Here is a 22,548-nt window from a genome sequence, read left to right as displayed (position 1 = left end):
CAGGGTCTGAGCAGGCGGTCGCGGTTTCGGCTCGGTAGTCTGAACCCGGTGCGGATGTGCCGCAGCCTCTGCCACGAAGGAGCATTCAGATGAACGCCGACTCCCGCAACCCGAAACCACGCATGAGCGCCTCGTCTGGACCACGAGAGCGCGGGTGGGCGGGGTGGAAGCTGACCGCCTGGGCGGCTGGCATCATGCTGGTGCCTCTGATCGTGCTGCTCTTCGTGCCGAATCACGAGATCTGGACGCTCGCATGGTTCGCCTATGTCTCGCCGATCATCGCGGTCGTGTTCGGGGCCATCTGGGGTCGGGGGCGTGAGCACCCGAGCGAGCTGTGGCAGCTGCCGGCGGCCGTCGCGGTCATTTCGGCCGTCGTGGTGCTGATCTTCATGCGGCCGTTCGACGTCATGTCGGCCACGATCATCGTAGGCGAGTGCTTCGTCGTCGGCATGATCGGAACCCTGGTCGGGCTCGGTCTGCGCAAGCTCTCGGGCAAGTAGCGCTTCACACAGACGCGCCTCGCGCAGGTCGCTGGTGGCGGCAGCAGGGGATGCGTCGTGCGCAGCACAGAGTCTGGCGCCCCTGAGCCGGTCGCGTCTGCACCTGGGGTGCCGACGAACCACGGGCATCCAGCCAGACCACGCAGCCGTAAGGGCATATGAAAAGGCCCGGTCTGCCTCGCGAGAGTGCGAGGCAGACCGGGCCGAGTGCTGATCAGCAGTCGAGCTGATCAACGGTGGATCAGGCGGGGATCATCCAGCCGAGCACCGGTGTCGACTGCAGGAACACGATGATGCAGACGATCAGCAGCAGGCCGAGCGACCAGGGGAGCGCCTTGCGCAGAATGGTCGACTCCTGACCCTTGAGATCGACAGACGTTGCGGCGATCGTCAGGTTCTGCGGGCTGATCATCTTGCCCACGACGCCACCTGACGTGTTGGCAGCCGTGAGCAGGTGCTCATTGATGCCGATCTGGTGCGCAGCCGTCTGCTGCAGCTTCGCGAAGAGAGCGTTCGCCGAGGTGTCTGACCCGGTGACCGCCGTGCCGAGCCAGCCGAGGATCGGCGACAGGAAGGCGAAGAACACGCCGGTTGCGGCGAGCCACTGACCGATCCAGATGGTCTGCCCGGAGAGATTCATGACGTACGCGATCGACAGCACGGTGGCAACCGTGGCCAGCGAGATGCGCGACTTCACAATGGTGTGCCAGAACTCTGCGAGAGCCTGCCCGACGGTCATGCTGAACTTGCCGCCTGCGGTGAAGATGCTGAACACGATGGCGACGATGATTCCGGCGATCAGCAGCGTCGTACCGGGCGACGACAGCCATGTCAGTGTGTACGTGGCCGACGAAGAGATCTTGCCGTCGGCGGTCATCAGACTCTGGCTGAGGCCGGGCCAGGGAATCTTCAGGTCGGTGCCTGCCAGCAGCTTCGGAATGTTGGCGCCCATCGTCCAGAGCTTGGTGAAGCCGAAGAGTGCGATGACGATGATGTACGGCAGCAGAGCCATCCAGACACGCACGCCGGTTAGCGGCTCTTCTTTGACCTTCGACATCTGATCTTCGGGGGTCGTGGGCTTCCAGAACTTGAGCAGGATGGTGGCGATCAGGAAGCCGCCCAGTGCAGCGACGACGTCGGTGAGCTCGTAGACGAAGTGGTGCGCGCACCACCACTGCAGCACAGAGAAGGTGAGGCCGGTCACCAGTGCGGGGAACCAGAGCTGGCGCACACCGCGGAAGCCGTCGAGGATGAGCAGCAGCAGAATCGGCACAACCCATGCGATCAATGGGGTCTGCACGCCGACGACCTGTGCGATCGCCTCGGCCTGGGCCCGCTTGTCGCCGTCACCGGCGGTCAGGTTGCCGGCGGTGGTGATCGGCACGGCCATGGCGCCGAAGGCGACCGGGGCGGTGTTCGCGACCAGCACCGCGAGCGCGGCGCGCAGCGGCGGCAGACCGAGCGCCACCAGCATCACACCGGTGATCGCGACGGGCGCGCCGAATCCGGCGAGCGCCTCGAGCAGGCCGCCGAAGCAGAAGGCGATCAGCACAGCCTGGATGCGCATGTCGCCGCGACCGACGCTCGAGAAGATGCGCCGCAAGTCGTCGCTGCGCCCGCTGAGCACGGTGACCTCGTAGAACCAGATCGCCGTGATGACGATCCACATGATCGGGAACAGGCCGAAGACCGCTCCTTGGGTCGCTGCGGCGAAGGTGAGCCCGACCGACATCTTCATACCGAAGATGGCGACGAGCATCGCCGTCAGCAGCGCTCCGAGACCGGAGCGCAGAGCACTGATCTTGAACCCTCCCAACAGCACGAAGAACACCACGAGTGGGATGAGTGAGACGAGAGCAGTAAGCGGAAGGCTGCCGCCGATGAGGCTTGACTCCAGATTGGGAGTGAAGCCATCGCTAAGCAGGACCGCGGTGTCTGAGGGCGACATGGTCGTGATTCTCTCCTTCGAGAAGTCGGACGTTAGAGACGCAGATGCGTCGTTCGGGCAGATTATCTGGCGTGGTCAGACCACGTCAAGTCGTGAAATACGGTTAGTGTCTCAGAAGCGAGTCAGGCTGCTGCGGTGTGGGCCTCGGTCAGCTGGTAGTAGCCCGTGATGTGGTCGGTCACCAGGCGCGTCGCCGCCTCGTGGTCGCCGCGACGAAACGCCTCGAGGATGCCGGTGTGCTCGGCGTGCAGCGTGCGTGCGGTGGTCGGCCAATCTGGCAGCTGTCTTGCGCGGTCGAGTGTGTGGTCGGCGATTGCCGTGCGCATGCCGTCCATGAGCGTGGAGATGAGCGGATTGGCCGCAGCGTCTGCGAGCGCGGCGTGAAAGCTGGCGTCCAGCGCCAGATACTGCTCGACGGGAAGGTCGGGGTCGGCCATACGATCGAGCAGACGCTGGGCGACCTCCCAGTCGGTGTAGCCGGGGTCAGCGTGGCCTGCGACCCAAGACTCGAGCAGCAGACGAGTGTGTACGACGTCTTCGAATCGCACACTGCGTGAGCTGAGCTGCATTCCGAGCGCGAGTGCGAGAGCCTGCTGCGGCTCGGCAATCACGATGGTGCCGGAGTTCGGGCCTGAGCCCGTCGCAGAGGTGAGCGTGCCGAGTGCCTCGAGAATGCGCAGGCCCTCTCGAACCGTGCTGCGTGAGACCCCGAGCTGCTCGGCGAGCTGGCGTTCTCCGGGCAGACGATCGCCGACCGCGAGCGTACCCGCAGCAAGCTGGTCTCTGACCCAGGACATCACCGTCTCATGTGCTCTCATAGCGAGATGAGGATACCCTACATTGCCGCGTTTCCGCGAAAGTGGTGGCATGGACTCCAGCGGCGCCCGCTCGTCGAAAGTGTGGTCAGACCACAGTGTCGACGCCTGTTCCTGGGCACAGCCGCCAGCTGATTCTGTCAGTCGCAGCGAACGGAGGCACTCCATGCGAGTGGGAATTTTCGGAACGTGTCTGGTCGACACGCTCTATCCAGATGTGATCAGGGCGACGGCTCGTCTGATCACCAGACTCGGCCACGAGGCGGTGTTCCCCGAGGGACAGACCTGCTGCGGCCAGATGCACATCAACACGGGCTACCAGAAAGACTCTCTGCCGCTGGTGCAGAACTACGTCGACGTCTTCGGCGACTCGTCGATCGACGCCGTGGTGCTGCCGAGCGGCTCGTGCACAGGGTCGGTGCGACACCAGCATCCGATGATCGCCGGAAAGTTCGGCGACGAGGCGCTGAGCCGAGAGGTCTCGTCGGTCAATGACAAGACGTACGACCTCGCCGAGTTCATCGTCGACGTGCTCGGTCTCACCGACGTCGGAGCCTACTTTCCGCACACTGTGACCTACCATCCCACCTGCCACTCGCTGCGCATGATCCAGGTGGGCTCGCGCCCGTACCGACTGCTGCAGAACGTCGAGGGCCTTGAGCTGCGCGAGCTGCCCTTCGCAAAGGAGTGCTGCGGCTTCGGCGGCACCTTCGCCGTCAAGAACGCCGCGACCTCGACCGCAATGGTCGAAGACAAGGTCAAGCACATCGAAGAGACCGGTGCAGAGTACTGCGCCGCCGGGGATGCCTCGTGCCTGACGAACATCGGCGGAGCCATGTCGCGCCTGCAGCTGGGAACGAAGACGATCCACCTCGCGCAGATCCTGGCCTCGACGCATGCCGACGCCGATCGCTCGATCACGTTGCTCGGCGAGGAGGTGGCCGCATGACCACGTTCCTCGGCATGCCGGCGGTTCCGCCGGTCGCCCCGGCAGGGGTCGGCAACCTGCGCGGCACAGAGAAGTTCCAGCAGGCAGCGGTGCACGAGCTCGCCAATGAGCAGCTGCGCCGCAACCTGAACTTCGCCACGCACAAGATTCGCGACAAGCGTCAGCACGTCGTCGACGAGATGCCTGACTGGCAGCGCCTGCGTGAGGCCGGTTCGCGCATCAAGCGCGAGGTGCTCGCCAACCTGCCCGATCTGCTCGAGCAGCTGGAAGAGAAAGTGACCGAACACGGCGGCCAGGTGCACTGGGCTCGTGACGCCGCAGAGGCGAACGAGATCGTGCGCGGCATCGTCGCCGATCACGGCGCGAAGGAGGTGCTCAAGATCAAGTCGATGGCCACGCAGGAGATCGGCCTAAACGAGTACCTCGAAGAGCACGGCATCCATGCTCAAGAGACCGACCTGGCCGAACTCATCGTCCAGCTCGGCCACGACAAGCCCTCCCACATTCTGGTGCCGGCCATCCATCGCAACCGCAGCGAGGTGCGCGACATCTTTCTCAAAGAGATGCCGGGCGTCGACCCCGATCTCGACGACAACCCCGCCCATCTGGCTGAGGCGAGCCGTCGCTTTCTGCGAGAGAAGTTCCTGACCTCGAAGATCGCGATCTCGGGTGCGAACTTCGGCATCGCCGAGACCGGCACGCTCTCGATCTTCGAGTCGGAGGGCAACGGGCGTATGAACCTGACCCTGCCCGACACACTGGTCACCGTCATGGGCATCGAGAAGCTGCTGCCTCGCTTCAACGACCTCGAGGTCTTCACCCAGCTGCTGCCGCGCTCGTCCACCGGCGAGCGCATGAATCCCTACACCTCACTGTGGACCGGCGTCACTCCCGGTGACGGCCCGCAGGAGTTCCACCTCGTGCTGCTCGACAACGGCCGCACCCACGCTCTCGCCGACGGCATGGGACGCGAGGCGCTCAAGTGCATTCGCTGCTCGGCATGCCTGAACGTCTGCCCGGTCTACGAACACGCCGGCGGACACGCCTACGGATCGACCTACCCGGGCCCGATCGGAGCCATTCTCTCGCCGCTGCTGACGGGCATGGAGGACTCACACGACCCCAACAGCTCGCTGCCCTACGCGTCGAGCCTCTGCGGGGCCTGCTACGAGGTCTGCCCGGTCAAGATCGACATCCCGTCGATCCTCGTCGAACTGCGCGACCAGAAGGTCAACACCGTCGGCTCCGGGCTCGAGAAGCCGATGCTCAAGACCGTGGCGTCGGCCATGAGCTCCGGCAAACGCTGGCATGCGGCGCAGAAGGCGGCCAGCATCGGCGGCCGCATCGTGGCTGGTCCTGACAAGAAGATCACCAAGCTGCCCGGGCTCTTGGGCGGCTGGACGGACGCCCGCGACTTTCCGGCGCCGGCGAAGCACTCGGCCCGCGAGTGGTTCAAGACCACGGATGCCAAACGTGAGCTGGCGGCCGAGCAGGCGCGTTCCAGCGCAGTGCAGGCCGATCTGACGCAGCGCCCGGGCAACCAGGACGCCCAGCGCGACGCCGATTGGGAGCGCAGGCCCATGCCCGCAGGCTTCGGGAGCCCCGCGGCGCCGTCTGAGCAGTCCGAAGAACGAAGCAGCACGCAGGGGAGCACAAAGTGAGCACCGCACGCGAAGACATCCTGGATCGCATCAAAGACGCGCTGCGGATCGCGCCGCCGGTGGTCGAGCCCGTGGTGCGCGACTATGACGCCGAGATCGAGCTGCCCGACGCCGAACGCATCGATCTGCTGATCGATCGGCTCGAAGACTACAAAGCCGAGGTGCGGCGCGCCACGCCGAGCACCATCGGGGCAGAGGTCGCCTCGGCCCTCGCCTCCGTGCAGGCGAGCCGCGTCGGCATCCCCCCGGCACTGGATCGCAGCTGGCTGGGTGACTACGCGGGCGAGGTGCAGGTCGACGACGCTTCGATCCCTGCCGCATCGCTCGACAGCCTCGATGCCATCGTCACCGGAGCGGCCGTGGCCTGCTCGATCAGCGGCACGATCTTTCTGGACGGCAGCGGCACCCAGGGTCGCCGCGCGCTGACGCTGGTGCCCGATGTGCACGTGTGCGTGGTGCAGGATGCAGAGATCGTCGTCGACATGCCGGCGGCGATTCGGCGGCTGGTGCCGGAAAGGCCGATCACGATGATCGCCGGGCCCTCTGCGACCTCGGACATCGAGCTGCAGCGCGTCGAAGGCGTGCACGGCCCGCGCACCCTGATCGTGGTGATCGTCTCGGCCGAATGACTCGCCCAGACTGAGCAGTAGCAGACCCCGGTCGGCCGTGTGCCGACCGGGGTCTGCTACGCTTTCGACGAAGACACGGGGTGCTCCGAGAGCTGGAGCTGAGATGAGACCCGCTGAACCTGATCTCGTTCACACGAGCGGAGGGATGTCACACGATGGAATCGACGCGCGTCGAATCCGACACCGCAGTCGTCGTCAGCGACGTGGTCTACACGCCTGAGGGCGCAGCGGCGCCGGTGCTCGAAGAACTGAGCCTGAGCATCCAGACCGGCGAGCACGTCGCCGTGATCGGTCGTTCCGGCTGCGGCAAGACCACCGCCCTGTCGGTGATCACCGGGCTGCTCACACCAGACGCAGGCACGGTCCGAGTGCTCGATCACTCCGATCCGGCCGAACGAGTGCGCAGCTGCGCACTCATGCCTCAGGGCGACTCCCTGCTGCCGTGGCTCTCTCTGGTCGACAATGTCGCGATGCCGCTGCGCAACCGCGGCGTCTCCAAGTCAGCCGCACGCGAGCAGGTGCGTCCACTGGTCGAGCAGTGGGGGCTCGGCTCGGTCGCGCACCGCCGCCCGCATGAGCTGAGCGGCGGCATGCGACAGCGTGCTGCTCTGCTGCGCGCCCTCGCCGCCGACAAACCCGTCCTGCTCGCCGACGAGCCCCTGGGAGCCCTCGATGCGATCACCCGTGCCGACGGTCAGACCTGGCTGCGCGAGCGGCTGCGCGATCGGCAGACCACGCTCGTGCTGGTCACCCACGACGTCGACGAAGCCCTGCTGCTGGCTGATCGGGTGCTGGTGCTGGCCGGACGGCCTGCGCGTGTGACCGCTGAGAGTCGCGGCTGGTTCGGCGATCCTCGCTCGCGCACCGAGCTGCTCGCAGACGTCGATCTGGCCGCTGCGCGCACCGGTCTGCTGACCGCGCTGTCCGCAGAGGGGGCGATGCGGCGATGAACACGCGCAACGCACAGAGCCGCCTGCACCGGGTGCTGCCGCCGGCCACTGCGGTCGTGATCGTGCTGGCCGTGTGGTGGGGAGCCACCACGTGGCTCGGAGTGCCGAAATACCTCGTTCCGGCCCCGCAGGACGTCATCGTGGCGCTCGGCCGCTACTGGGGCACGCTGTGGTCGGCCACTCTCGTGACCGGCAGTGAGACTGTGCTCGGCCTGCTGGTCGGCGTTCTCGCCGCCGGCGTCATCTCGGTCACGGTCTTCGCGGTGAAACCGCTGCGCAGCGCCCTCGAACCCCTGCTGATCGGCACGCAGACAGTGCCGGTCATGGTCTTCGCCCCGATTCTCACGATCGCGCTCGGCTACGGCATCGCATCGAAGGTGGTGATCGTCGCGCTGCTCTGCTTCTTTCCGGTGACCGTCAGCCTGCTGTCGGGCCTGCAGAGCGTCGACCCGCGACTGATCGACACGATGCGCACGCTGTGGGCAAGCCCGAGCGCGCTTTTCTGGCGCGTGCGGATGCCATTCGCACTCCCGCAGGGCTTCGCCGGGCTGCGCATCTCGGTGACCTTCGCTCCCGTGGCCGCCGTCTTCGGCGAGTACGCCGGATCGAGCAATGGTCTGGGCTATCACCTGATCCAGGCGATTCCCAGACTGCGCACCGACTTCGTCTTCGCCGAGGTCGTGCTGCTCACCGCCATGACGGCCGCCCTGTACCTGCTGACGCTGCTCGCCGAACGCCTGGTGTGCGGCTGGCAGCGTGACAGCCTGCGCTGAGCCCCGACCTCGGGCGACATCGGCGACCACGCCGATCGAACGGCGCACCGACCCCGGCCGTCACACCCAGAATCCCGGTCCCGATGCCACCTCACGGCACAGATAACTTCACAGCACCGACAACTTCCCAGAACCGATACCACTTCCACGAACCGATACCACAGAGAAGACGAAGGAGAGACAATGATCACCTCGCAGACCGCGTCCCAGAGACGGGCGCATGCACGCATCCGCCGATCGATGGGCATGGGGCTCATCGCCGGAGCCGCCGCGTTGAGCCTGGCGCTGAGCGGATGCTCGAGCCAACAGCAGGACTCGGCCGCCTCAGACGGCCTCGACCCGGTGAGCGTGCTGCTCGACTGGACGCCGAACCCCGACCACGTGTCGCTCTACACGGCGCAGCACACCGGCGCGTACGAGCAGGCCGGGGTCAAGGTGGACTTCACCACGCCGAGCGGCACCGCAGACGCCGCGAAGATGGTCAGCCTCGGTCAGACCGATCTGGCGATCTCGTACGAGCCCGACACACTGATCGCCGAGGGGGAGGGGCTCGACGTCATCTCGGTGGGCGCGCTCGTTCCGACCAGCCTCAACTCGGTGATGACCTGGGAGGGATCGGGAATCAACGGACCGCAGGATCTCGCCGGCAAGAAGGTCGGCACGTCAGGGCTCGCCTCGCAGGAGACGACGATGAACTACATCGCCAAGAAGCACGGCGTCGACCCGTCGACGATCACCTACGTGAACCTGTCACAGGGGCTCAACCAGCCGCTCATCGATCATCAGGTCGATGCGACCATCGGCGCATACCCGAACATCGAGGGCGTCGAGCTCGCCGAGCACGGCAGCTTTCCGTCGTGGTCGAACACCGAGCTCGGGCTGCCCGACTACGACGAGCTCGTCGTGATCGCCCAACGTTCGCGTCTGCAGAGCGACTCGGCCTATGCCGAGCGCGTGCGCAAGTTCCTGGCCGGCACGGCGAAGGGCCAGGAGGTGGCAGAGGCGAGCACCGACACCGCGGTCGAGGCTCTGACCGGACCGACCGACGGCGCCTACGAACCCGATGTGCTGCGCCGGATGGTCGAGCGCACGGTGCCGCTGCTGAAGAACGACGGAGGCTTCGGTCACCAGCCGGAAGACGACTGGGCCGCGTACGCCGCCTGGATGCACGAGAACGGTCTGCTCGAGAACGAGTACGACGGCCGTCAGGGACTGACCAACGAGTACCTGCCCGGCAGGTAATCGAGGCTCCGCAGTGAGAACGGGCTGCGGAGACACCGAACCGTGAGTTCTGGCGTCTCCGCAGCCCTTCGTCTGTGCGGCGGCCTCAGCCGCGGGCTGCGTCGATGATCAGATGACGCCCTGTGCGATCATGGCATCGGCCACGAGCTGGAAGCCGTGGATGTTCGCGCCGCGCACGTAGTCGCCCGGGTGACCGTACTCTTCGGCGGTGCGACGCACCGAGCGGTGCAGCCGGGTCATGATCTGCTCGAGACGCTCCTCGGTGTATTCGAACGTCCACGAGTCGCGCGAGGCGTTCTGCTGCATCTCGAGTGCCGAGGTGGCGACGCCGCCGGCGTTGGCCGCCTTGCCCGGGCCGAAGAGCACACCGGTCTTCTGGAACGTGCGCACCGCGTCTGGCGTGCAGGGCATGTTCGCGCCCTCGGCGACAGCCCGGACGCCGTTGCGCACCAGGGTCTCGGCGTTCTCGGCGTTCAGCTCGTTCTGGGTGGCGCAGGGCAGAGCCACGTCGATGCCGTCGACATCGGCGATGTCCCACACCGAGCTGCTGTCTCGGTACTCGGCGCGGCCGCCGCGGCGCTCGACGTAGTCGCGCACGCGACCGCGCTCGACCTCTTTGATCTCGCGCAGCAGCTCGAAGTCGATGCCGTCGGGGTCGTGGACTGCTCCCTGGGAATCTGAGGCGCCGATGACCGTGCCGCCGAGCTGCTGCACCTTCTGAATGGCGTAGAGTGCGACGTTGCCTGATCCTGAGACGATGACTTTTGCGCCGTCGAAGCCCTGCTGGCGAGTCTCGAGCATCTCACGGGCGAAGATGACGGCACCGTAACCGGTCGCCTCGGTGCGGGCACGCGAACCGCCCCAGCCGATGCCCTTGCCGGTGATGACACCAGACTCGAACTTGTTGCGCAGACGCTTGTACTGCCCGAAGAGGTAGCCGATCTCACGGGCGCCGACACCGATGTCGCCGGCTGGCACGTCGACGTACTCGCCGATGTGGCGCTGCAGCTCGGTCATGAACGACTGACAGAAGCGCATGACCTCACGGTCGCTCTTGCCCTTCGGATCGAAGTCGGAACCGCCTTTGCCGCCGCCGATCGGCAGACCGGTGAGCGCGTTCTTGAAGATCTGCTCGAAGCCGAGGAACTTCACCGTGCCGAGCAGCACGCTGGGATGAAAGCGCAGACCGCCCTTGTACGGGCCGAGGGCGCTGTTGAACTGCACACGGAATCCGCGATTGATGTGCACGTGATTGCGATCGTCCGTCCAGGGAACACGGAAGATGATCTGACGCTCGGGCTCGCAGATGCGTTCGAGGATCGCCGACTCGGCGTATTCTGGGTGACGTTCGAGCACCGGCTCCAGCGACTCGAACACCTCGTGTACCGCCTGGTGGAACTCTCGTTCGCCAGGATTCCGAGTGAGCACGGTCTGGTACACCGAATCGATGAACTCAGCTGCTTTGGACATTCATGAACCTCTCTGCACGGCTGCTCGGGGGCCCGTTCGAAGTGCCCACCGGGGGCACACACGGCGGCGTGCGCACCTCGCTCAGTCTACAAAAGACGATGCGGGCCAGACCATGGCGACGCCATCATCCGACCCGCATCCTGATGCGAACCCACTCTGTCGATCAGTAGATCGCGTCGATCTTCGCCTTGTCGCGAACCGCTCCCTTGTCAGCTGACGTCGCCAATGCGCCGTAGACCTTGAGGGCGGTCGAGATCTCACGCTTGCGATCTTTCGGGTGGTATCCGTTGCCCTCCTCCAGGGCGGCGCGGCGCTCGGCGAGCACCTCGTCAGAGACGTTCAGCTCGATTCTGCGATTCGGGATGTCGATGGTGATCGTGTCTCCGCTCTCGACGAGCGAGATCAGGCCGCCGGATGCCGCCTCGGGGGAGACATGGCCGATCGAAAGCCCCGAGGTGCCGCCGGAGAAACGGCCGTCGGTGATCAGCGCGCACTTCTTGCCCAGGCCACGACCCTTCAGGAACGACGTCGGGTACAGCATCTCCTGCATGCCCGGGCCGCCCTTTGGTCCCTCATAGCGAACGACGACGACGTCGCCGGCCTTGACCTGCTTGTTCAGGATGACGTTCACCGCGTCCTCCTGCGACTCGACCACGACGGCCGGTCCGCTGAACGTCAGGATCGATTCGTCGACGCCGGCGGTCTTCACGACGCAGCCGTCCTCGGCAAGATTGCCGTAGAGCACGGCCAGGCCGCCGTCTTTCGAATAGGCGTGGGCGACGTCGTGGATGCAGCCGTCCTCGGCGTCGAGATCGAGCGTCTCCCAGCGTTCTGACTGCGAGAACGCCTTGGCGCTGCGTTTGCAGCCCGGAGCCGCGTGGAACAGCTCGAAGGCCTCGTCGGTCGCCTTGCCGCCGCGCAGATCCCAGTCGTCCAGGTAGGAGCCGAGCGTCGGATGGTGCACCGAGTGCACGTTCTCGTTCAGCAGGCCGCCACGGTGCAGCTCGCCGAGAATGGCGGGAATGCCGCCTGCGCGGTGCACGTCTTCGACGAGGTAGCTCCCGTTCGGCGCGACCTTGCACAGGCAGGGCACATGGTGCGAGAGGTCGTTGATGTCGTGCATCGTGTAGTCGACGCCTGCCTCCTGGGCGGCGGCGAGCAGGTGCAGAATCGTGTTGGTCGAGCCTCCCATGGCGATGTCCATGGCCATGGCGTTCTGGAACGCCTCACGCGTGGCGATCGAACGGGGCAGCACACTGTCGTCTTCGTCGTCGTAGAACCGGTGGCACAGATCGACCACGAGCGAACCGGCGTTCTCGAAGAGCGCGCGCCTGGCCGTGTGCGTGGCGAGAGTGGTTCCGTTTCCGGGCAGCGACAGACCGAGCGCCTCGGTCAGGCAGTTCATCGAGTTGGCCGTGAACATGCCCGAGCACGATCCGCAGGTCGGGCAGGCGCTGGCCTCGAGCCGGAGCAGGTTCTCGTCTGACAGGTTGGGGTCGGCCGTGCCTGACATCACCGAGATGAGCTCGACGCGCTTCTTCACGGTGCCGTCGACGAGAACTGCCGTGCCGCCCTCCATCGGGCCGCCTGAGACGAAGACGGTCGGGATGTTCAGTCGAAGCGCGGCCAGCAGCATGCCGGGAGTGATCTTGTCGCAGTTCGAGATGCAGACCAGCGCGTCGGCCTGGTGGGCGTTGACCATGTACTCGACGGAGTCGGCGATCAGGTCGCGGCTGGGCAGCGAGTAGAGCATGCCCGAGTGGCCCATGGCGATGCCATCGTCGACCGCGATGGTATTGAACTCGCGGGGAATGCCGCCGGCGGCGCTGATCGCCTCTGAGACGACTCGCCCGACGGGAGCGAGGTGGGTGTGTCCGGGAACGAACTCGGTGAAGCTGTTCGCGACTGCGATGATCGGCTTGCCGAAATCTGATCCGTCGACGCCGGCGGCGCGCAGAAGGGCGCGAGCGCCGGCCATGTTTCTGCCGTGGGTGACGGTGCGTGAGCGTAGATTGGCCATCTGCCCACAATACCCGCCCTCTCTGCTCACGTCATGTGAGGTCGCCCTCTATTTGTCCCGGCCGGGTTTGGAGCTTTCCTGCTGACCGACCCGACGACCACGCAGTGGGAACGTTGGCTAGAGTCGAAGCATGAGAACAGTGGGCTCCCGCATCATCGCAGGCATCGTCATCGTGGGCGTGGGGCTGGTGCTGCTCGCCAACGTGGTGATCCCTGACTTTCAGATGGGCAGCGTCTTTCGTCTGATCATCGGCATCGCCGTGATCGCCTTGGGCGTCTCGACGCTGGTGTCGTCCTGGTCGAATCTCTGGTGGGCGCTGGCGCTCGTCGTCGTCGGCACCGCACTGATCCTCGACAACTTCGGTCTGCTGCCGTTCAGTCCATGGGCACTGATCGCACCGGCCGCTGTGATCGCGCTGGGCCTCAGTGTGCTGACGAGACGTCGTCCGAAGGCGGCGGCGAGCAGGTCTTCGGCAGACCATTCGGTTCCGAGATCGCCAGCCGAGGCGTCTGCCGCAGAGGAGCGCCGATTCGGCGCACGTGACGGCGACGCCGCCCTTGACCAGAACGTGACTGCGGTGCTGGGCAGCTCCGAGGTGCGCAGCACGGCACACGGCTTTCGCAGCGCGTCAATGACTGCCGTGCTCGGCTCGTCGACGCTTGATCTCACTCGTGCCGTGCTGGCACCGGAAGTTCGCATCGAGGTGCTCGCGTTGATGGGCGGCGTCGAGATTCGCATCCCGGACGGCGCCCGGGTGCGGGTCGAGGCGACGGCTCTGCTCGGCGGCGTCGAAGACCGGTCGGTCTTCACCGCGTCGGCTGCCGATCCGTCGGTCGCGGCTCTGGCTCCGGTCGTGGTCATCGGCGGGCAGATCATGCTGGGCGGCCTCGAGGTTCGCAACTGATGCGCAGCACGCACGAGCCGGGCGCGCCTGGCCCGACTTCGGCAGGCGCGTCGACGGCCGGGCTGACGCCGCTGCGCCGTTGTGCGACGGTGCTCGGCATGCTCGTCGCCGTTCTGGTCTCGCTGCTGCTCGTGGTGGTGCTGAGCTTCGCCACCACCCCGATTCCGGGCGCGCTGCTGATCCGGTCGTCGTTCAACGCGGGAGGCGTGCAGGGCAACGAGGCGCTTGGTGCCTACGCACCGGCCGACGTGCGACGTGACGCCGATCTCGCCTACACCTCGAGCGGTCGCGCCGACGAACGGCTCGACGTGTACCGCCGTGCGGACGCGACCGAACCGGCAAGCACCATCATCTGGGTGCACGGCGGCGGCTGGGTCGGCGGCGACAAGTCGCAGGGCGAGAACTACTCGCGCATTCTTGCGGCGAGCGGAGCGACCGTCGTGCAGATCAACTACACGCTCTCGCCAGAGGCACGATTCCCGACTGCGGTGCAGCAGCTCGACGCAGCCACCAGCTACCTGCTCGATCACGCCGACGATCTCGGCATCGCGGCCGACCGTCTTTTCTATGCGGGAGACTCTGCCGGATCGCAGGTCGTGGCCACCTATCTCGCCGCTCTCGAAAGCCCCGACGAGGCCTCGCTGCTCGGCCTGCAGCCGCAGGTTCAGCCGAAACAGGTTCGTGGGGCGGTGCTCTTCTGCGGGGCCTATGACGTCGGCGCCGTGCAGGCGACCGGTCCGTTCGCCTCATTTCTGAACACAGTGATGTGGGCCTACAGCGGCGTGCGCGACTGGCAGAGTGCCGAGATGCTTCGCCAGGGCTCTCCCATAGACGCAGTGACGGCAGACTTTCCGCCGACGTTCGTCAGCGCAGGCAACGGCGACCCCTTGGAGTCACAGTCGCGGGCATTCGCCGCGCATCTGCAGCAGCTCGGAGTGCCGGTGGTCACGCAGTTCTACGACACCGATCACGAACCGCCGCTGCCGCACGAGTATCAGGTGCTGTTCTCGCAGTACCCCGAGGCGATCGCTGCGACGCGCGCGGCCGTGGCCTTCGTCGGGGCACACGGGGGAGGGGACGTCGACGTCGACCGTGTGCCGGTGCTCGCTGCTGCGCGATGACGTCGGGTGCAAGTAACATGAGTTCGTCACTCCATAGTCGCCAATGACGTCGACTGGGATCACCCACACACGTCAGGAGCTCGATGTCCCCCTCTGATCACCACCAGCGACGTCAATTCGCCGTCGGCCGTCAGGCGCAGAACTCGCAGACATCGAACATGCTCGGCTACCTGATCTTCGCCAGCAGGTGGCTGCAGGCTCCGCTCTACATCGGTCTCATCGTGGCGCAGCTGATCTACGTGATCGTGTTCTGGGTCGATCTGTTCCACCTGCTCACCGACGTCTTCACCGACTGGGGCAAGCTCGATGAGACCACCATCATGCTGACCGTGCTGGGACTCATCGACGTGGTCATGATCGCGAATCTGCTGATCATGGTCATCATCGGCGGATATGAGACGTTCGTCTCGAAGATCAACGTCGACGGCCACCCGGACGAGCCCGACTGGCTGTCGCATGTGAACGCGAACATCCTCAAGGTCAAGCTGGCCATCTCGATCATCAGCATCTCGTCGATCCATCTGCTGAAGATCTTCATCGAAGTCGGCGATCTCGGCGCAGAGCATGCGCACAACGTGACCGGCGAGAGCTACACGACCACCGGCGTGATGTGGCAGGTGTTCATCCATCTCACCTTCATTCTCTCGGCGGTCGCCCTCGCCTGGATCGAACGCATCCAGCGCCCCGAACACCACGGAGAGACCGCATCCGGCGCACCCGCGCTGCCGGGGCATCCGTCTGCACCCGATGCCGTGCACCCGGTTGAGCAGGTGGCCTCGGCCGTGCCGTCAGAGCCGGCAGCGACGCACACCGGCAAGCCGCGTGACCACTGATGCACGAAAGTCGGTCAGCGGCTGACGTGCGACGGCACCCCGGAGCAGTGCGCGAGGCTCTGCCCGTCGCTGCCGGCCCCAACCGGCTGTCGCGCGCAGGGCTGGCTCTCTCGGTGGCGCGCACCGTGCTGCTGGCCGTCGGCGTGGTCGCCTTGGGCAGAACGCTTGCGACGGCCTTCGGACCTGACGGCACGGCGGCCGCGGCGCACCTGTTCCTGGTGACGGCCGTCGCGTTCGCCGGCGTCGTGATCGTGCAGTTTCTCGGCGAGGCCGCTCAGGACGCAGCCGAGCGGCAGCTGCAGACCGAGGTGCGCGAGAGCCTTCTCAGACGGCTGGGCGGCCCGGCCGACGCCGACGATCGGCTGCCCGCCGAGGGAGACTTCGCCGATCTGGCCACCGCTGACGCCGCGAAGTACGCGACCTACCGGGCCGAGTTCCACGGCAGCATTCTCGCCGCGCTGCTCTCGCCCGTGATCGTGCTCGTGGTCATCGCACTGGCCGTCGACCCGGTGCTGGCCGGATGCCTCGCGGCTCTGGTCGTGCTCGTCACGGCGGCGGTGGGCGCCTTTCAGCGTGTCACCCGAAAGTCGATGGGCGGTTGGCGGCGGCGCGAGGCCTCGCTGGCCGTGACGTTTCTGCAGGGGCTCCAGGGGCTGCGCACGCTGGCGCTGTTCGGCGCCGGCGACCGGTATCTGCAGCGCCTGGCTCGCAGCGCGGAGCAGCAGCGCACCGAGGTCATGCGGCTGCTGGCGGTCAACCAGCTGCTGATTCTCGTGCTCGACGGGCTGTTCTATGCGGGCGTGCTCGCCGGTTCGGCTCTGCTGGCCGTGTGGCGGCTGCGCAGCGGTGCCATCGACGTGACAGAGGCCGCGGTCGTCGTGCTGCTGGCGGTGGTGATGAGTGCGCCTCTCGACGTGGTCGGCAAGTTCTTCTATCTGCGTGCGCAGGGTCAGCGCGCCGAAGGCCGGCTGGCGCGCGTGATCGGCGTGGGCGACGGTGACTCACGACACGAGACGGCACGACGCGCACCCACGGCTCCGTCAGACGGCAGCCTGCTGCGCATCGAGCAGGGCACACTCGTGACGCCAGACGGGCGCGAGCTTGCGCAGGGTCTGCAGGTCGACATCCGCCGCGGCGACCGACGGACGATCATGGGCCCCAGCGGCGTCGGCAAGTCGACACTGCTCGGCGTGATCGCTGGTCGTCGCGAACTCGGAGGCGGCACGCTGGAACGACTTCCCGGGCTGCGCACCGTCGAGGTCGTGCAGAACCCGGTGATTCTCTCTGGCACAGTGCGTGAGAACCTCGCGCTCGGTCTGGGAGCAGAGGCCGACCAGAGCGCGACGGGCGACGATTCGTCGGATGCCGTGGACGATGCCGCCTGCTGGCGTGCGCTTGAGCTGGCCGGCCTGAGCACGACGATCGGCGAACGACTCGGAGGCCTGGATGCGGCCCTTGGGGAGCGCGGAACGGGGCTCTCCGGTGGCCAGCGCCAGCGGCTCGCGGTCGCGCGCGCTCTGATGCAGCCCGTGGACGTGCTGCTGCTCGACGAGCCGACCAGCGGCCTCGACCGCCAGACCGGCGAGCGTCTGGTCGACACGCTCGCCGACCTGCCCGAACACATGGCCGTCGTCTGCGTCACACATGATCCTGCGGCGTTCGCGCGCCGTATGGCCACGTCTCGCCTCACGACGGACGGTCTGCACGATGAGAGGTCACGATGACGAGCGCGACGCAGGCGAGCACGGCAGACACGCTGCGACAGCTGCTGCCGATGACGAAGGGGTTTCGGGGCAGTCTGGCTGGTTCGTTCGCATTGCGTCTGGTCTCGCAGGCCACGGGAATCGCAGCGGTCGTCGCCGGGGTGCTGCTGGTGGCGGCGAGTGCCCGGGGTCAGGTCTCGGTCTGGACCGTGGGGCTGGTGCTGATCGGCCTCGCTCTGGTGAAGGGCCTGACTCGCTACGGCGAGCAGTATCTCGGGCATCGCGTCGCGTTCATTCTGCTGGCGCGCCTGCGCGTGCGCTTCTTCGCCAGCCTGCTGCCGCAGGCTCCGGCAGTCACGTCGCGCAGCGGCAGCGGCGACCTGCTCTCGCGCGCAGGCCGTGATATCGATCGGCTCGAGGTGTTCTTCGCGCACACCATCGTGCCGGCGGTGAGCGCGGTGATCGTCAGCGTCGGTGTGGTGTTCGCGCAGTGGCTTCTGACCGGGTGGCCGGCGGCGGTGGTCGTTGCCGTCGGTCTGCTGCTCGCCTTCGGCTGCGCCGGGCTGGGACTGCGCGGCGAGGCGCAGACCGCGTCAGAGGGTGCCCGACTCGACGGCCAGAGTGCGCAGTTCGCCGCCGAGACGATGCACGCGCTGCCCGATCTGCGCGGGCTGCACGCGATCGATCGTCGGCTCGGCCGCTGGCACCAGCTGAACCGCAGGCACGCTGACATCATGCGTGCGGAGCAGCGGCTCGGTCGCACCAGACGAGCGCTGGTCACTCTGGTCTGGCTGCTCACAGTGCTGGCCTCGGTGCTCGTCTCCACTGCCGACTCGCATGGCGGAGGGCTGCTGCAGGAGCCGCTGGGCGCAGCGCTTGTGGGTGCCGCACTCGCGTTCTCCGCGTTCGCCGCGCCGGAGTCAGTGGTCGGATTCGTCAATGAGTGGCGTGCTGTGCAGGCGGCAGCGCTTCGTGTGCAGGCGACGATCACGCGCGAACCCGAGGTGACGTTTGCCGCTGAGGAGCCTCCCGAGTCGTCGGCTGCAGCCGCAGAGTCTGGCGATCGGGGAGCGGCCGCGGTGATCGGCCCGCTGGTCTACCGTCACGACGCTGTCGGCGGCGCTCACGGGCCGCAGCTGCGCGTGCCGGAGCCGATCAGCGTCGAGGCGGGCTCGCACGTGCTCGTCGAGAGCTCGAGCGGCAGCGGCAAGTCGACGCTGGTGGATCTGCTCGCACGTGTGCACGATCCGGATTCCGGCTCGGTGCAGATCGCCGGTCGCGATCTGCGAGAGCTGAGCCGTGCCGAACTCGTGCGCACCGTGGCTGTGGTCGATCAGTCGACGTTTCTCTTCGACGCGAGCATCGCCGAGAATCTGCGAATCGCACGGCCTGACGCCAGCGACGACGACCTGCGCGAGGTGTGCGCGACCGTCGGCCTCGGTGCGTTCGTCGACAGTCAGCGCCAGGGCATCCGCACGCGGCTCGGTCGCGGTCGCGGGTGCGTCGGGCTCTCGGGAGGTCAGGCTCAGCGGCTGGGTCTGGCACGCGCGCTGCTGGCTGAGACGCCGGTGCTGCTCGCCGACGAGGTCACTTCTCAGCTCGATGCGCGCACGGCCGATGACATTCGCCGCGTGGTGCTCGATCCTGCTTCGGGACGCACCGTGCTCTGGGTCTCGCACCGTGACGATGCGTGGAACGGACCGGTCGTCGCGGTCGGTGAGACCGGTGTCGTGCGGCTGGTCGCAGCCGACGATCGCTGATGACCGGAGCGGCTGCCCCTACTCGGTGACGAGGATGTTGCCGGCGGCAGGCAGACCGAGATCGAGGGGCTGGCCGTTCATCACCAGACGAATCGTGCCGGCAGCGGGGATGCGCTCTCGAACAGTGATGGTGCTGTCGAGGGTCAGACCGATGTCGGTGAGATAGCGCAGCAGCTCTGGGTTCTCGTCCGAGACACGGCGTACGTGCACGGTATGCCCCTCTGGCACCTCGCTGAGCGGGTGGGCGTCGAGAGTCGGAATGCTGCCGTCGGCTCGCGGTATCGGATCGCCGTGCGGGTCGCGGGTGGGAAAGTTCAGACGGGCGTCGAGCCGCTCGATCATGCGCGGGCTCACCGCGTGCTCCAGCACCTCGGCCTCTTCGTGCACTTCGTCCCAGTCATAGCCGAGATACGACACCAAGAAGGTCTCGAGGATGCGATGGCTGCGCACGAGGTTCACCGCCGCCGATTCTCCGGCCGGGGTGAGCGTGATGTTGCCGTAGCGTTCGTGCACGACATAGCCCTGATCGGTCAGCCGACGCACTCCCTCTGAGACGGTCGAACGGGTGAGGCCCATGCGCTCGGCCAGCTGGCCGGTGGTGATGGGATCGCCCGACCACTCGGCGAACTGCCAGATCTCTTTCAGATAGTCCTGGTTCGTCTGCGAGAGGGCTGTGCGCGGGTCTGACATGGTTTCGATTGTACGTGCCGTTCATCTTGATTCTTGGGCGATCCCTCAGGTGGTTCACCTGGTGGGGCATAATTGACCCGTGACTGAGCAGCAGAGGCAAGACGACATTCCGAGACCGTGGCTCGACCTGTATCCCGATGACGTGCCGAGCGAAGTCGGCACCCTCGAACACCGGTCGATCGTCGATCTCGTCGATCAGACATGTGCCCGTTTCGGTGATCGCAAGGCGTTCACCAACATGGGGCAGACGCTCACGTTCCGTGAGGTCAAACAGCTCTCAGACGACTTCGCCGCCTATCTTCAGGTCTCTCTGGGGCTGCAGCCAGGTGACCACATCGTGCTGCAGATGCCGAACCTGCTGCAGTACCCGGTCGCACTCTTCGGCGCCATAAAAGCGGGCCTCGTCGTGGTCAACGCGAACCCCCTCTATACCGCTCCCGAGACCAAGGCGGTCATTCTGCAGTCGCGAGCGCGTGCCATCGTCGTGCTCGAGATGTTCGCAGACAAGATCGCCGAGATTCTGCCCGACACCACCCTGCAGAACGTGATCATCACCCGGCCGGCAGACCTCTGGCGCAGTCCGGCCAGACGTGTGCTGACGAACGTCGGCATGAGGCTCAAGGGCATGGTGCCGAAGTATCGCCTGCCCGGAGCCGTCGACTTTCGTGACGCCATCGCGCATGGGGCAGACCTGCGTCTGCAGCCCGTCTCGGTCGGACTCGACGACGTCGCACTGCTGCAGTTCACCGGCGGAACGACGGGCACGCCGAAGGGCGCCATGCTCACGCATCGCAACCTGCTGGCCGACTCCCAGGCCATGCGGCACTGGATGCGCGTGATCCTGGACGAGGGCGCCGAAAACGTTCTCGCAGCGCTGCCGCTCTACCACGTGTTCTGCATGACGGTGAACTGCCTGTGCTTCTTCGCCTATGGTCTGCACAACGTGCTCGTGACCAATCCTCGCGAGATCTCTCCGCTCGCCAAGACGATCGTGAGAGAGCGAACCTCGGTGATCATCCTGGTCTCGACTCTCGCTCAGGCGCTCCTCGAGAACCCGCGGTTCCTGAAAGCCGACTTCGACTTTCTCAAACTGACGGTGGCCGGCGGCATGGCTCTGCGCGAGTCGACGGCGAACGAGTGGCAGAACGTCACCCAGCGCCCCATGCTCGAAGGGTACGGGCTCACCGAGGCCTCACCCGTGGTGAGCGTGAACCCGACGTGGCTGCCGCCGATCATCGGCACCGTGGGCATTCCGCTGCCGTCGACCGAGATCAAAGTGCTCGACGACCACGGTCGTGTCGCGGCGTTCGAAGAGCCCGGAGACCTCTATGTGCGCGGCCCCCAGGTGATGAAGGGGTATTGGGAGCGCGAGGACGAGACAGCCGAGGTGCTCGACGCCGACGGATGGCTGGCCACGGGCGATGTGGCCGTGCTGCACGACAACGGCTACTTCTCGATCGTCGATCGCCGGAAGGACATGATCTCGGTGTCCGGGTTCAACGTCTACCCGAACGAAGTCGAGGCGGTGCTGAGCGATCACCCACGCATCAAGACCGCCGGAGTGATCGGCGTGCCTGACGAACACTCCGGCGAGGTGGTCAAAGCCTTCGTCGTGCCGGCTGACCCAGAACTGACCGAACAGGAGGTGCGGCAGTACGCCCGCCGCTATCTCACCGGATACAAACGCCCGCGCTACATCGAATTCCGTGACGAGCTTCCGCTGTCCAACGTCGGCAAGGTCATTCGCCGCGAGCTGCGCGATTGAGCGCGCCAACGGGGGAGACACTGGTCGTCATTCCCACATACAACGAACGAGAGTCGCTGCCTGGAGTGCTGGAGCGGCTGTTCAAGACGCTCCCCGAGGTTTCAGTCCTCGTGGTCGACGACGGATCCCCAGACGGCACGGGCCTGCTCGCCGACCGGCTGCGGGAGCGGCATCCGTCGCTGTCAGTGCTGCACCGTGACCAGAAGCACGGCCTCGGACCTGCCTATATCGCGGGCTTCGAGTGGGGCGAGGCCCACGGGTTTCGCTATCTGGTCGAGATGGACGCCGACGGATCGCACCTGCCTGAGCAGCTGCCGCATCTGCTCGCAGCAGCGGGTGAGAATCGGCTGGTGCTCGGATCTCGATGGGTGCGCGGCGGCACGATCGTGAACTGGCCGTGGTACCGCAGCTCGCTGTCGCATGCGGCCAGCATCTACTCGCGACTGATGCTCGGCCTCGGCCAGCGTGACGTGACCTCGGGATATCGGGTCATTCCCGTCACTGCGCTGCGAGCGCTTCGGCTCGACGAAGCGGCCAGTCATGGGTACTGCTTTCAGATCGACGTGCTGCGACGCGCCGTGGCAGCGGGGCTCGATGTGACCGAGGTGCCGATCACCTTCGTCGAACGTGAGAACGGCCGCTCGAAGATGGATCTCTCGATCATCGTCGAAGCTGTGCTGCGGGTGACCGCTTGGGGCATGCAGCGGATGCTGCCGACACGCCGCTGAGAGTTGCAGAATGCGCTTGCGCTGGTGCATTCATGTGGATACTGTTGTAGATACAACCACTGATGTGCGGACGAAGGCCCGACATCT

19 protein-coding genes and 1 riboswitch are annotated in these 22,548 nt (G+C 66.2%); of the genes, 14 read left to right on the top strand and 5 right to left on the bottom strand.

The genetic code is table 11. The features are described 5' to 3' along the window. Positions 1–89 precede the first annotated feature (89 nt). Entirely contained in the window at positions 90–500 is a 411-nt protein-coding gene (locus F8O06_RS08045; protein ID WP_158037705.1) for a hypothetical protein, read from the top strand. 241 nt (positions 501–741) lie between these two features. Here the strand turns inward: F8O06_RS08045 and F8O06_RS08040 are convergent, their stop codons facing one another. Together F8O06_RS08040 and F8O06_RS08035 are read right to left on the bottom strand one after the other, a co-directional pair. Next, complete coding sequence (locus F8O06_RS08040; RefSeq protein WP_158037706.1) at positions 742–2,448, bottom strand: L-lactate permease; 1,707 nt, start codon at positions 2,446–2,448, stop codon at positions 742–744. 122 nt (positions 2,449–2,570) lie between these two features. Continuing rightward, on the bottom strand, positions 2,571–3,266 hold the full coding sequence (locus F8O06_RS08035) for a FadR/GntR family transcriptional regulator (protein ID WP_158031197.1): 696 nt from the start codon (positions 3,264–3,266) through the stop codon (positions 2,571–2,573). Positions 3,267–3,429: 163 nt separating this feature from the next. Here F8O06_RS08035 and F8O06_RS08030 point away from each other — a divergent pair, with 163 nt between their 5' ends. From F8O06_RS08030 to F8O06_RS08005, 6 genes are all read left to right on the top strand, one after another. Beyond that, on the top strand, positions 3,430–4,212 hold the full coding sequence (locus F8O06_RS08030; RefSeq protein ID WP_158031198.1) for a (Fe-S)-binding protein: 783 nt from the start codon (positions 3,430–3,432) through the stop codon (positions 4,210–4,212). Next, positions 4,209–5,873, top strand: coding sequence for a LutB/LldF family L-lactate oxidation iron-sulfur protein (locus tag F8O06_RS08025; protein ID WP_158037707.1), 1,665 nt, complete (start codon positions 4,209–4,211; stop codon positions 5,871–5,873). The genes F8O06_RS08030 and F8O06_RS08025 overlap by 4 nt, the downstream gene beginning before the upstream one ends. Continuing rightward, complete coding sequence (locus F8O06_RS08020) at positions 5,870–6,502, top strand: LutC/YkgG family protein (RefSeq protein WP_158037708.1); 633 nt, start codon at positions 5,870–5,872, stop codon at positions 6,500–6,502. Before F8O06_RS08025 ends, F8O06_RS08020 begins: the two co-directional genes overlap by 4 nt. A gap of 66 nt (positions 6,503–6,568) precedes the next feature. Beyond that, positions 6,569–6,665, top strand: a riboswitch (TPP riboswitch). Further along, positions 6,658–7,452, top strand: a complete 795-nt coding sequence (locus F8O06_RS08015; RefSeq protein ID WP_158037709.1) for an ABC transporter ATP-binding protein — start codon at positions 6,658–6,660, stop codon at positions 7,450–7,452. Its footprint overlaps the riboswitch before it by 8 nt. Further along, entirely contained in the window at positions 7,449–8,225 is a 777-nt protein-coding gene (locus F8O06_RS08010; RefSeq protein WP_158031202.1) for an ABC transporter permease, read from the top strand. Before F8O06_RS08015 ends, F8O06_RS08010 begins: the two co-directional genes overlap by 4 nt. Positions 8,226–8,408: 183 nt before the next feature. Beyond that, positions 8,409–9,467, top strand: a complete 1,059-nt coding sequence (locus F8O06_RS08005) for an ABC transporter substrate-binding protein (RefSeq protein WP_158037710.1) — start codon at positions 8,409–8,411, stop codon at positions 9,465–9,467. Positions 9,468–9,575: 108 nt separating this feature from the next. Here F8O06_RS08005 and gdhA read toward each other — a convergent pair whose 3' ends face one another. Then, positions 9,576–10,937 (bottom strand): NADP-specific glutamate dehydrogenase, encoded by a 1,362-nt coding sequence (gene gdhA, locus F8O06_RS08000; protein WP_158037711.1) that lies wholly within the window; start codon positions 10,935–10,937, stop codon positions 9,576–9,578. A gap of 163 nt (positions 10,938–11,100) precedes the next feature. Next, positions 11,101–12,957: a dihydroxy-acid dehydratase gene (gene ilvD / locus F8O06_RS07995; protein WP_158037712.1), complete on the bottom strand. Its 1,857-nt coding sequence runs from the start codon at positions 12,955–12,957 to the stop codon at positions 11,101–11,103. A 130-nt stretch (positions 12,958–13,087) separates the two neighbouring features. Here ilvD and F8O06_RS07990 point away from each other — a divergent pair, with 130 nt between their 5' ends. From F8O06_RS07990 to F8O06_RS07970, 5 genes are all read left to right on the top strand, one after another. Beyond that, entirely contained in the window at positions 13,088–13,861 is a 774-nt protein-coding gene (locus F8O06_RS07990) for a LiaF transmembrane domain-containing protein (protein WP_158037713.1), read from the top strand. Further along, positions 13,861–14,982 (top strand): alpha/beta hydrolase, encoded by a 1,122-nt coding sequence (locus F8O06_RS07985; protein ID WP_158037714.1) that lies wholly within the window; start codon positions 13,861–13,863, stop codon positions 14,980–14,982. Before F8O06_RS07990 ends, F8O06_RS07985 begins: the two co-directional genes overlap by 1 nt. A gap of 83 nt (positions 14,983–15,065) precedes the next feature. Beyond that, positions 15,066–15,815: a TIGR00645 family protein gene (locus F8O06_RS07980; protein ID WP_158037715.1), complete on the top strand. Its 750-nt coding sequence runs from the start codon at positions 15,066–15,068 to the stop codon at positions 15,813–15,815. Then, positions 15,815–17,539 (top strand): ATP-binding cassette domain-containing protein, encoded by a 1,725-nt coding sequence (locus F8O06_RS07975; RefSeq protein ID WP_158037716.1) that lies wholly within the window; start codon positions 15,815–15,817, stop codon positions 17,537–17,539. Before F8O06_RS07980 ends, F8O06_RS07975 begins: the two co-directional genes overlap by 1 nt. After that, positions 17,536–19,278, top strand: coding sequence for an amino acid ABC transporter ATP-binding/permease protein (locus F8O06_RS07970; RefSeq protein WP_158037717.1), 1,743 nt, complete (start codon positions 17,536–17,538; stop codon positions 19,276–19,278). The genes F8O06_RS07975 and F8O06_RS07970 overlap by 4 nt, the downstream gene beginning before the upstream one ends. Before the next feature lie 18 nt (positions 19,279–19,296). Here F8O06_RS07970 and F8O06_RS07965 read toward each other — a convergent pair whose 3' ends face one another. Then, the gene (locus tag F8O06_RS07965; protein ID WP_158037718.1) at positions 19,297–19,968 is read right to left on the bottom strand and encodes a metal-dependent transcriptional regulator; all 672 of its coding nucleotides are present in this window, start codon (positions 19,966–19,968) and stop codon (positions 19,297–19,299) included. A gap of 79 nt (positions 19,969–20,047) precedes the next feature. Between F8O06_RS07965 and F8O06_RS07960 the strand changes: the two genes are divergently transcribed. Both F8O06_RS07960 and F8O06_RS07955 read left to right on the top strand, forming a co-directional pair. Continuing rightward, entirely contained in the window at positions 20,048–21,733 is a 1,686-nt protein-coding gene (locus F8O06_RS07960) for an AMP-binding protein (protein ID WP_225733398.1), read from the top strand. After that, the gene (locus F8O06_RS07955; protein ID WP_158037719.1) at positions 21,730–22,461 is read left to right on the top strand and encodes a polyprenol monophosphomannose synthase; all 732 of its coding nucleotides are present in this window, start codon (positions 21,730–21,732) and stop codon (positions 22,459–22,461) included. The genes F8O06_RS07960 and F8O06_RS07955 overlap by 4 nt, the downstream gene beginning before the upstream one ends. The last annotated feature ends 87 nt before the right edge of the window (positions 22,462–22,548 follow it).

Origin of the sequence: Pseudoclavibacter sp. CFCC 14310, assembly GCF_008831165.1 — a bacterium.
Taxonomy (GTDB): Bacteria; Actinomycetota; Actinomycetes; order Actinomycetales; family Microbacteriaceae; genus Pseudoclavibacter_A.
Note: the sequence above shows the minus strand (reverse complement) of the source record. Positions and strands in the feature narration are given on the sequence as shown.

What these genes read in the sequence shown, in the direction of transcription:
- F8O06_RS08005 (WP_158037710.1), top strand. Translation starts at nt 8,409, where the DNA reads ATGATCACCTCGCAGACCGCGTCCCAGAGACGGGCGCATGCACGCATC.
- F8O06_RS07980 (WP_158037715.1), top strand. Translation starts at nt 15,066, where the DNA reads ATGTCCCCCTCTGATCACCACCAGCGACGTCAATTCGCCGTCGGCCGT.
- F8O06_RS07975 (WP_158037716.1), top strand. Translation starts at nt 15,815, where the DNA reads ATGCACGAAAGTCGGTCAGCGGCTGACGTGCGACGGCACCCCGGAGCA.
- F8O06_RS08015 (WP_158037709.1), top strand. Translation starts at nt 6,658, where the DNA reads ATGGAATCGACGCGCGTCGAATCCGACACCGCAGTCGTCGTCAGCGAC.
- F8O06_RS07970 (WP_158037717.1), top strand. Translation starts at nt 17,536, where the DNA reads ATGACGAGCGCGACGCAGGCGAGCACGGCAGACACGCTGCGACAGCTG.
- ilvD (WP_158037712.1), bottom strand. Translation starts at nt 12,957, where the DNA reads ATGGCCAATCTACGCTCACGCACCGTCACCCACGGCAGAAACATGGCC.
- F8O06_RS08025 (WP_158037707.1), top strand. Translation starts at nt 4,209, where the DNA reads ATGACCACGTTCCTCGGCATGCCGGCGGTTCCGCCGGTCGCCCCGGCA.
- gdhA (WP_158037711.1), bottom strand. Translation starts at nt 10,937, where the DNA reads ATGTCCAAAGCAGCTGAGTTCATCGATTCGGTGTACCAGACCGTGCTC.
- F8O06_RS08030 (WP_158031198.1), top strand. Translation starts at nt 3,430, where the DNA reads ATGCGAGTGGGAATTTTCGGAACGTGTCTGGTCGACACGCTCTATCCA.
- F8O06_RS07990 (WP_158037713.1), top strand. Translation starts at nt 13,088, where the DNA reads ATGAGAACAGTGGGCTCCCGCATCATCGCAGGCATCGTCATCGTGGGC.
- F8O06_RS08045 (WP_158037705.1), top strand. Translation starts at nt 90, where the DNA reads ATGAACGCCGACTCCCGCAACCCGAAACCACGCATGAGCGCCTCGTCT.
- F8O06_RS07965 (WP_158037718.1), bottom strand. Translation starts at nt 19,968, where the DNA reads ATGTCAGACCCGCGCACAGCCCTCTCGCAGACGAACCAGGACTATCTG.
- F8O06_RS07985 (WP_158037714.1), top strand. Translation starts at nt 13,861, where the DNA reads ATGCGCAGCACGCACGAGCCGGGCGCGCCTGGCCCGACTTCGGCAGGC.
- F8O06_RS08035 (WP_158031197.1), bottom strand. Translation starts at nt 3,266, where the DNA reads ATGAGAGCACATGAGACGGTGATGTCCTGGGTCAGAGACCAGCTTGCT.
- F8O06_RS08040 (WP_158037706.1), bottom strand. Translation starts at nt 2,448, where the DNA reads ATGTCGCCCTCAGACACCGCGGTCCTGCTTAGCGATGGCTTCACTCCC.
- F8O06_RS08010 (WP_158031202.1), top strand. Translation starts at nt 7,449, where the DNA reads ATGAACACGCGCAACGCACAGAGCCGCCTGCACCGGGTGCTGCCGCCG.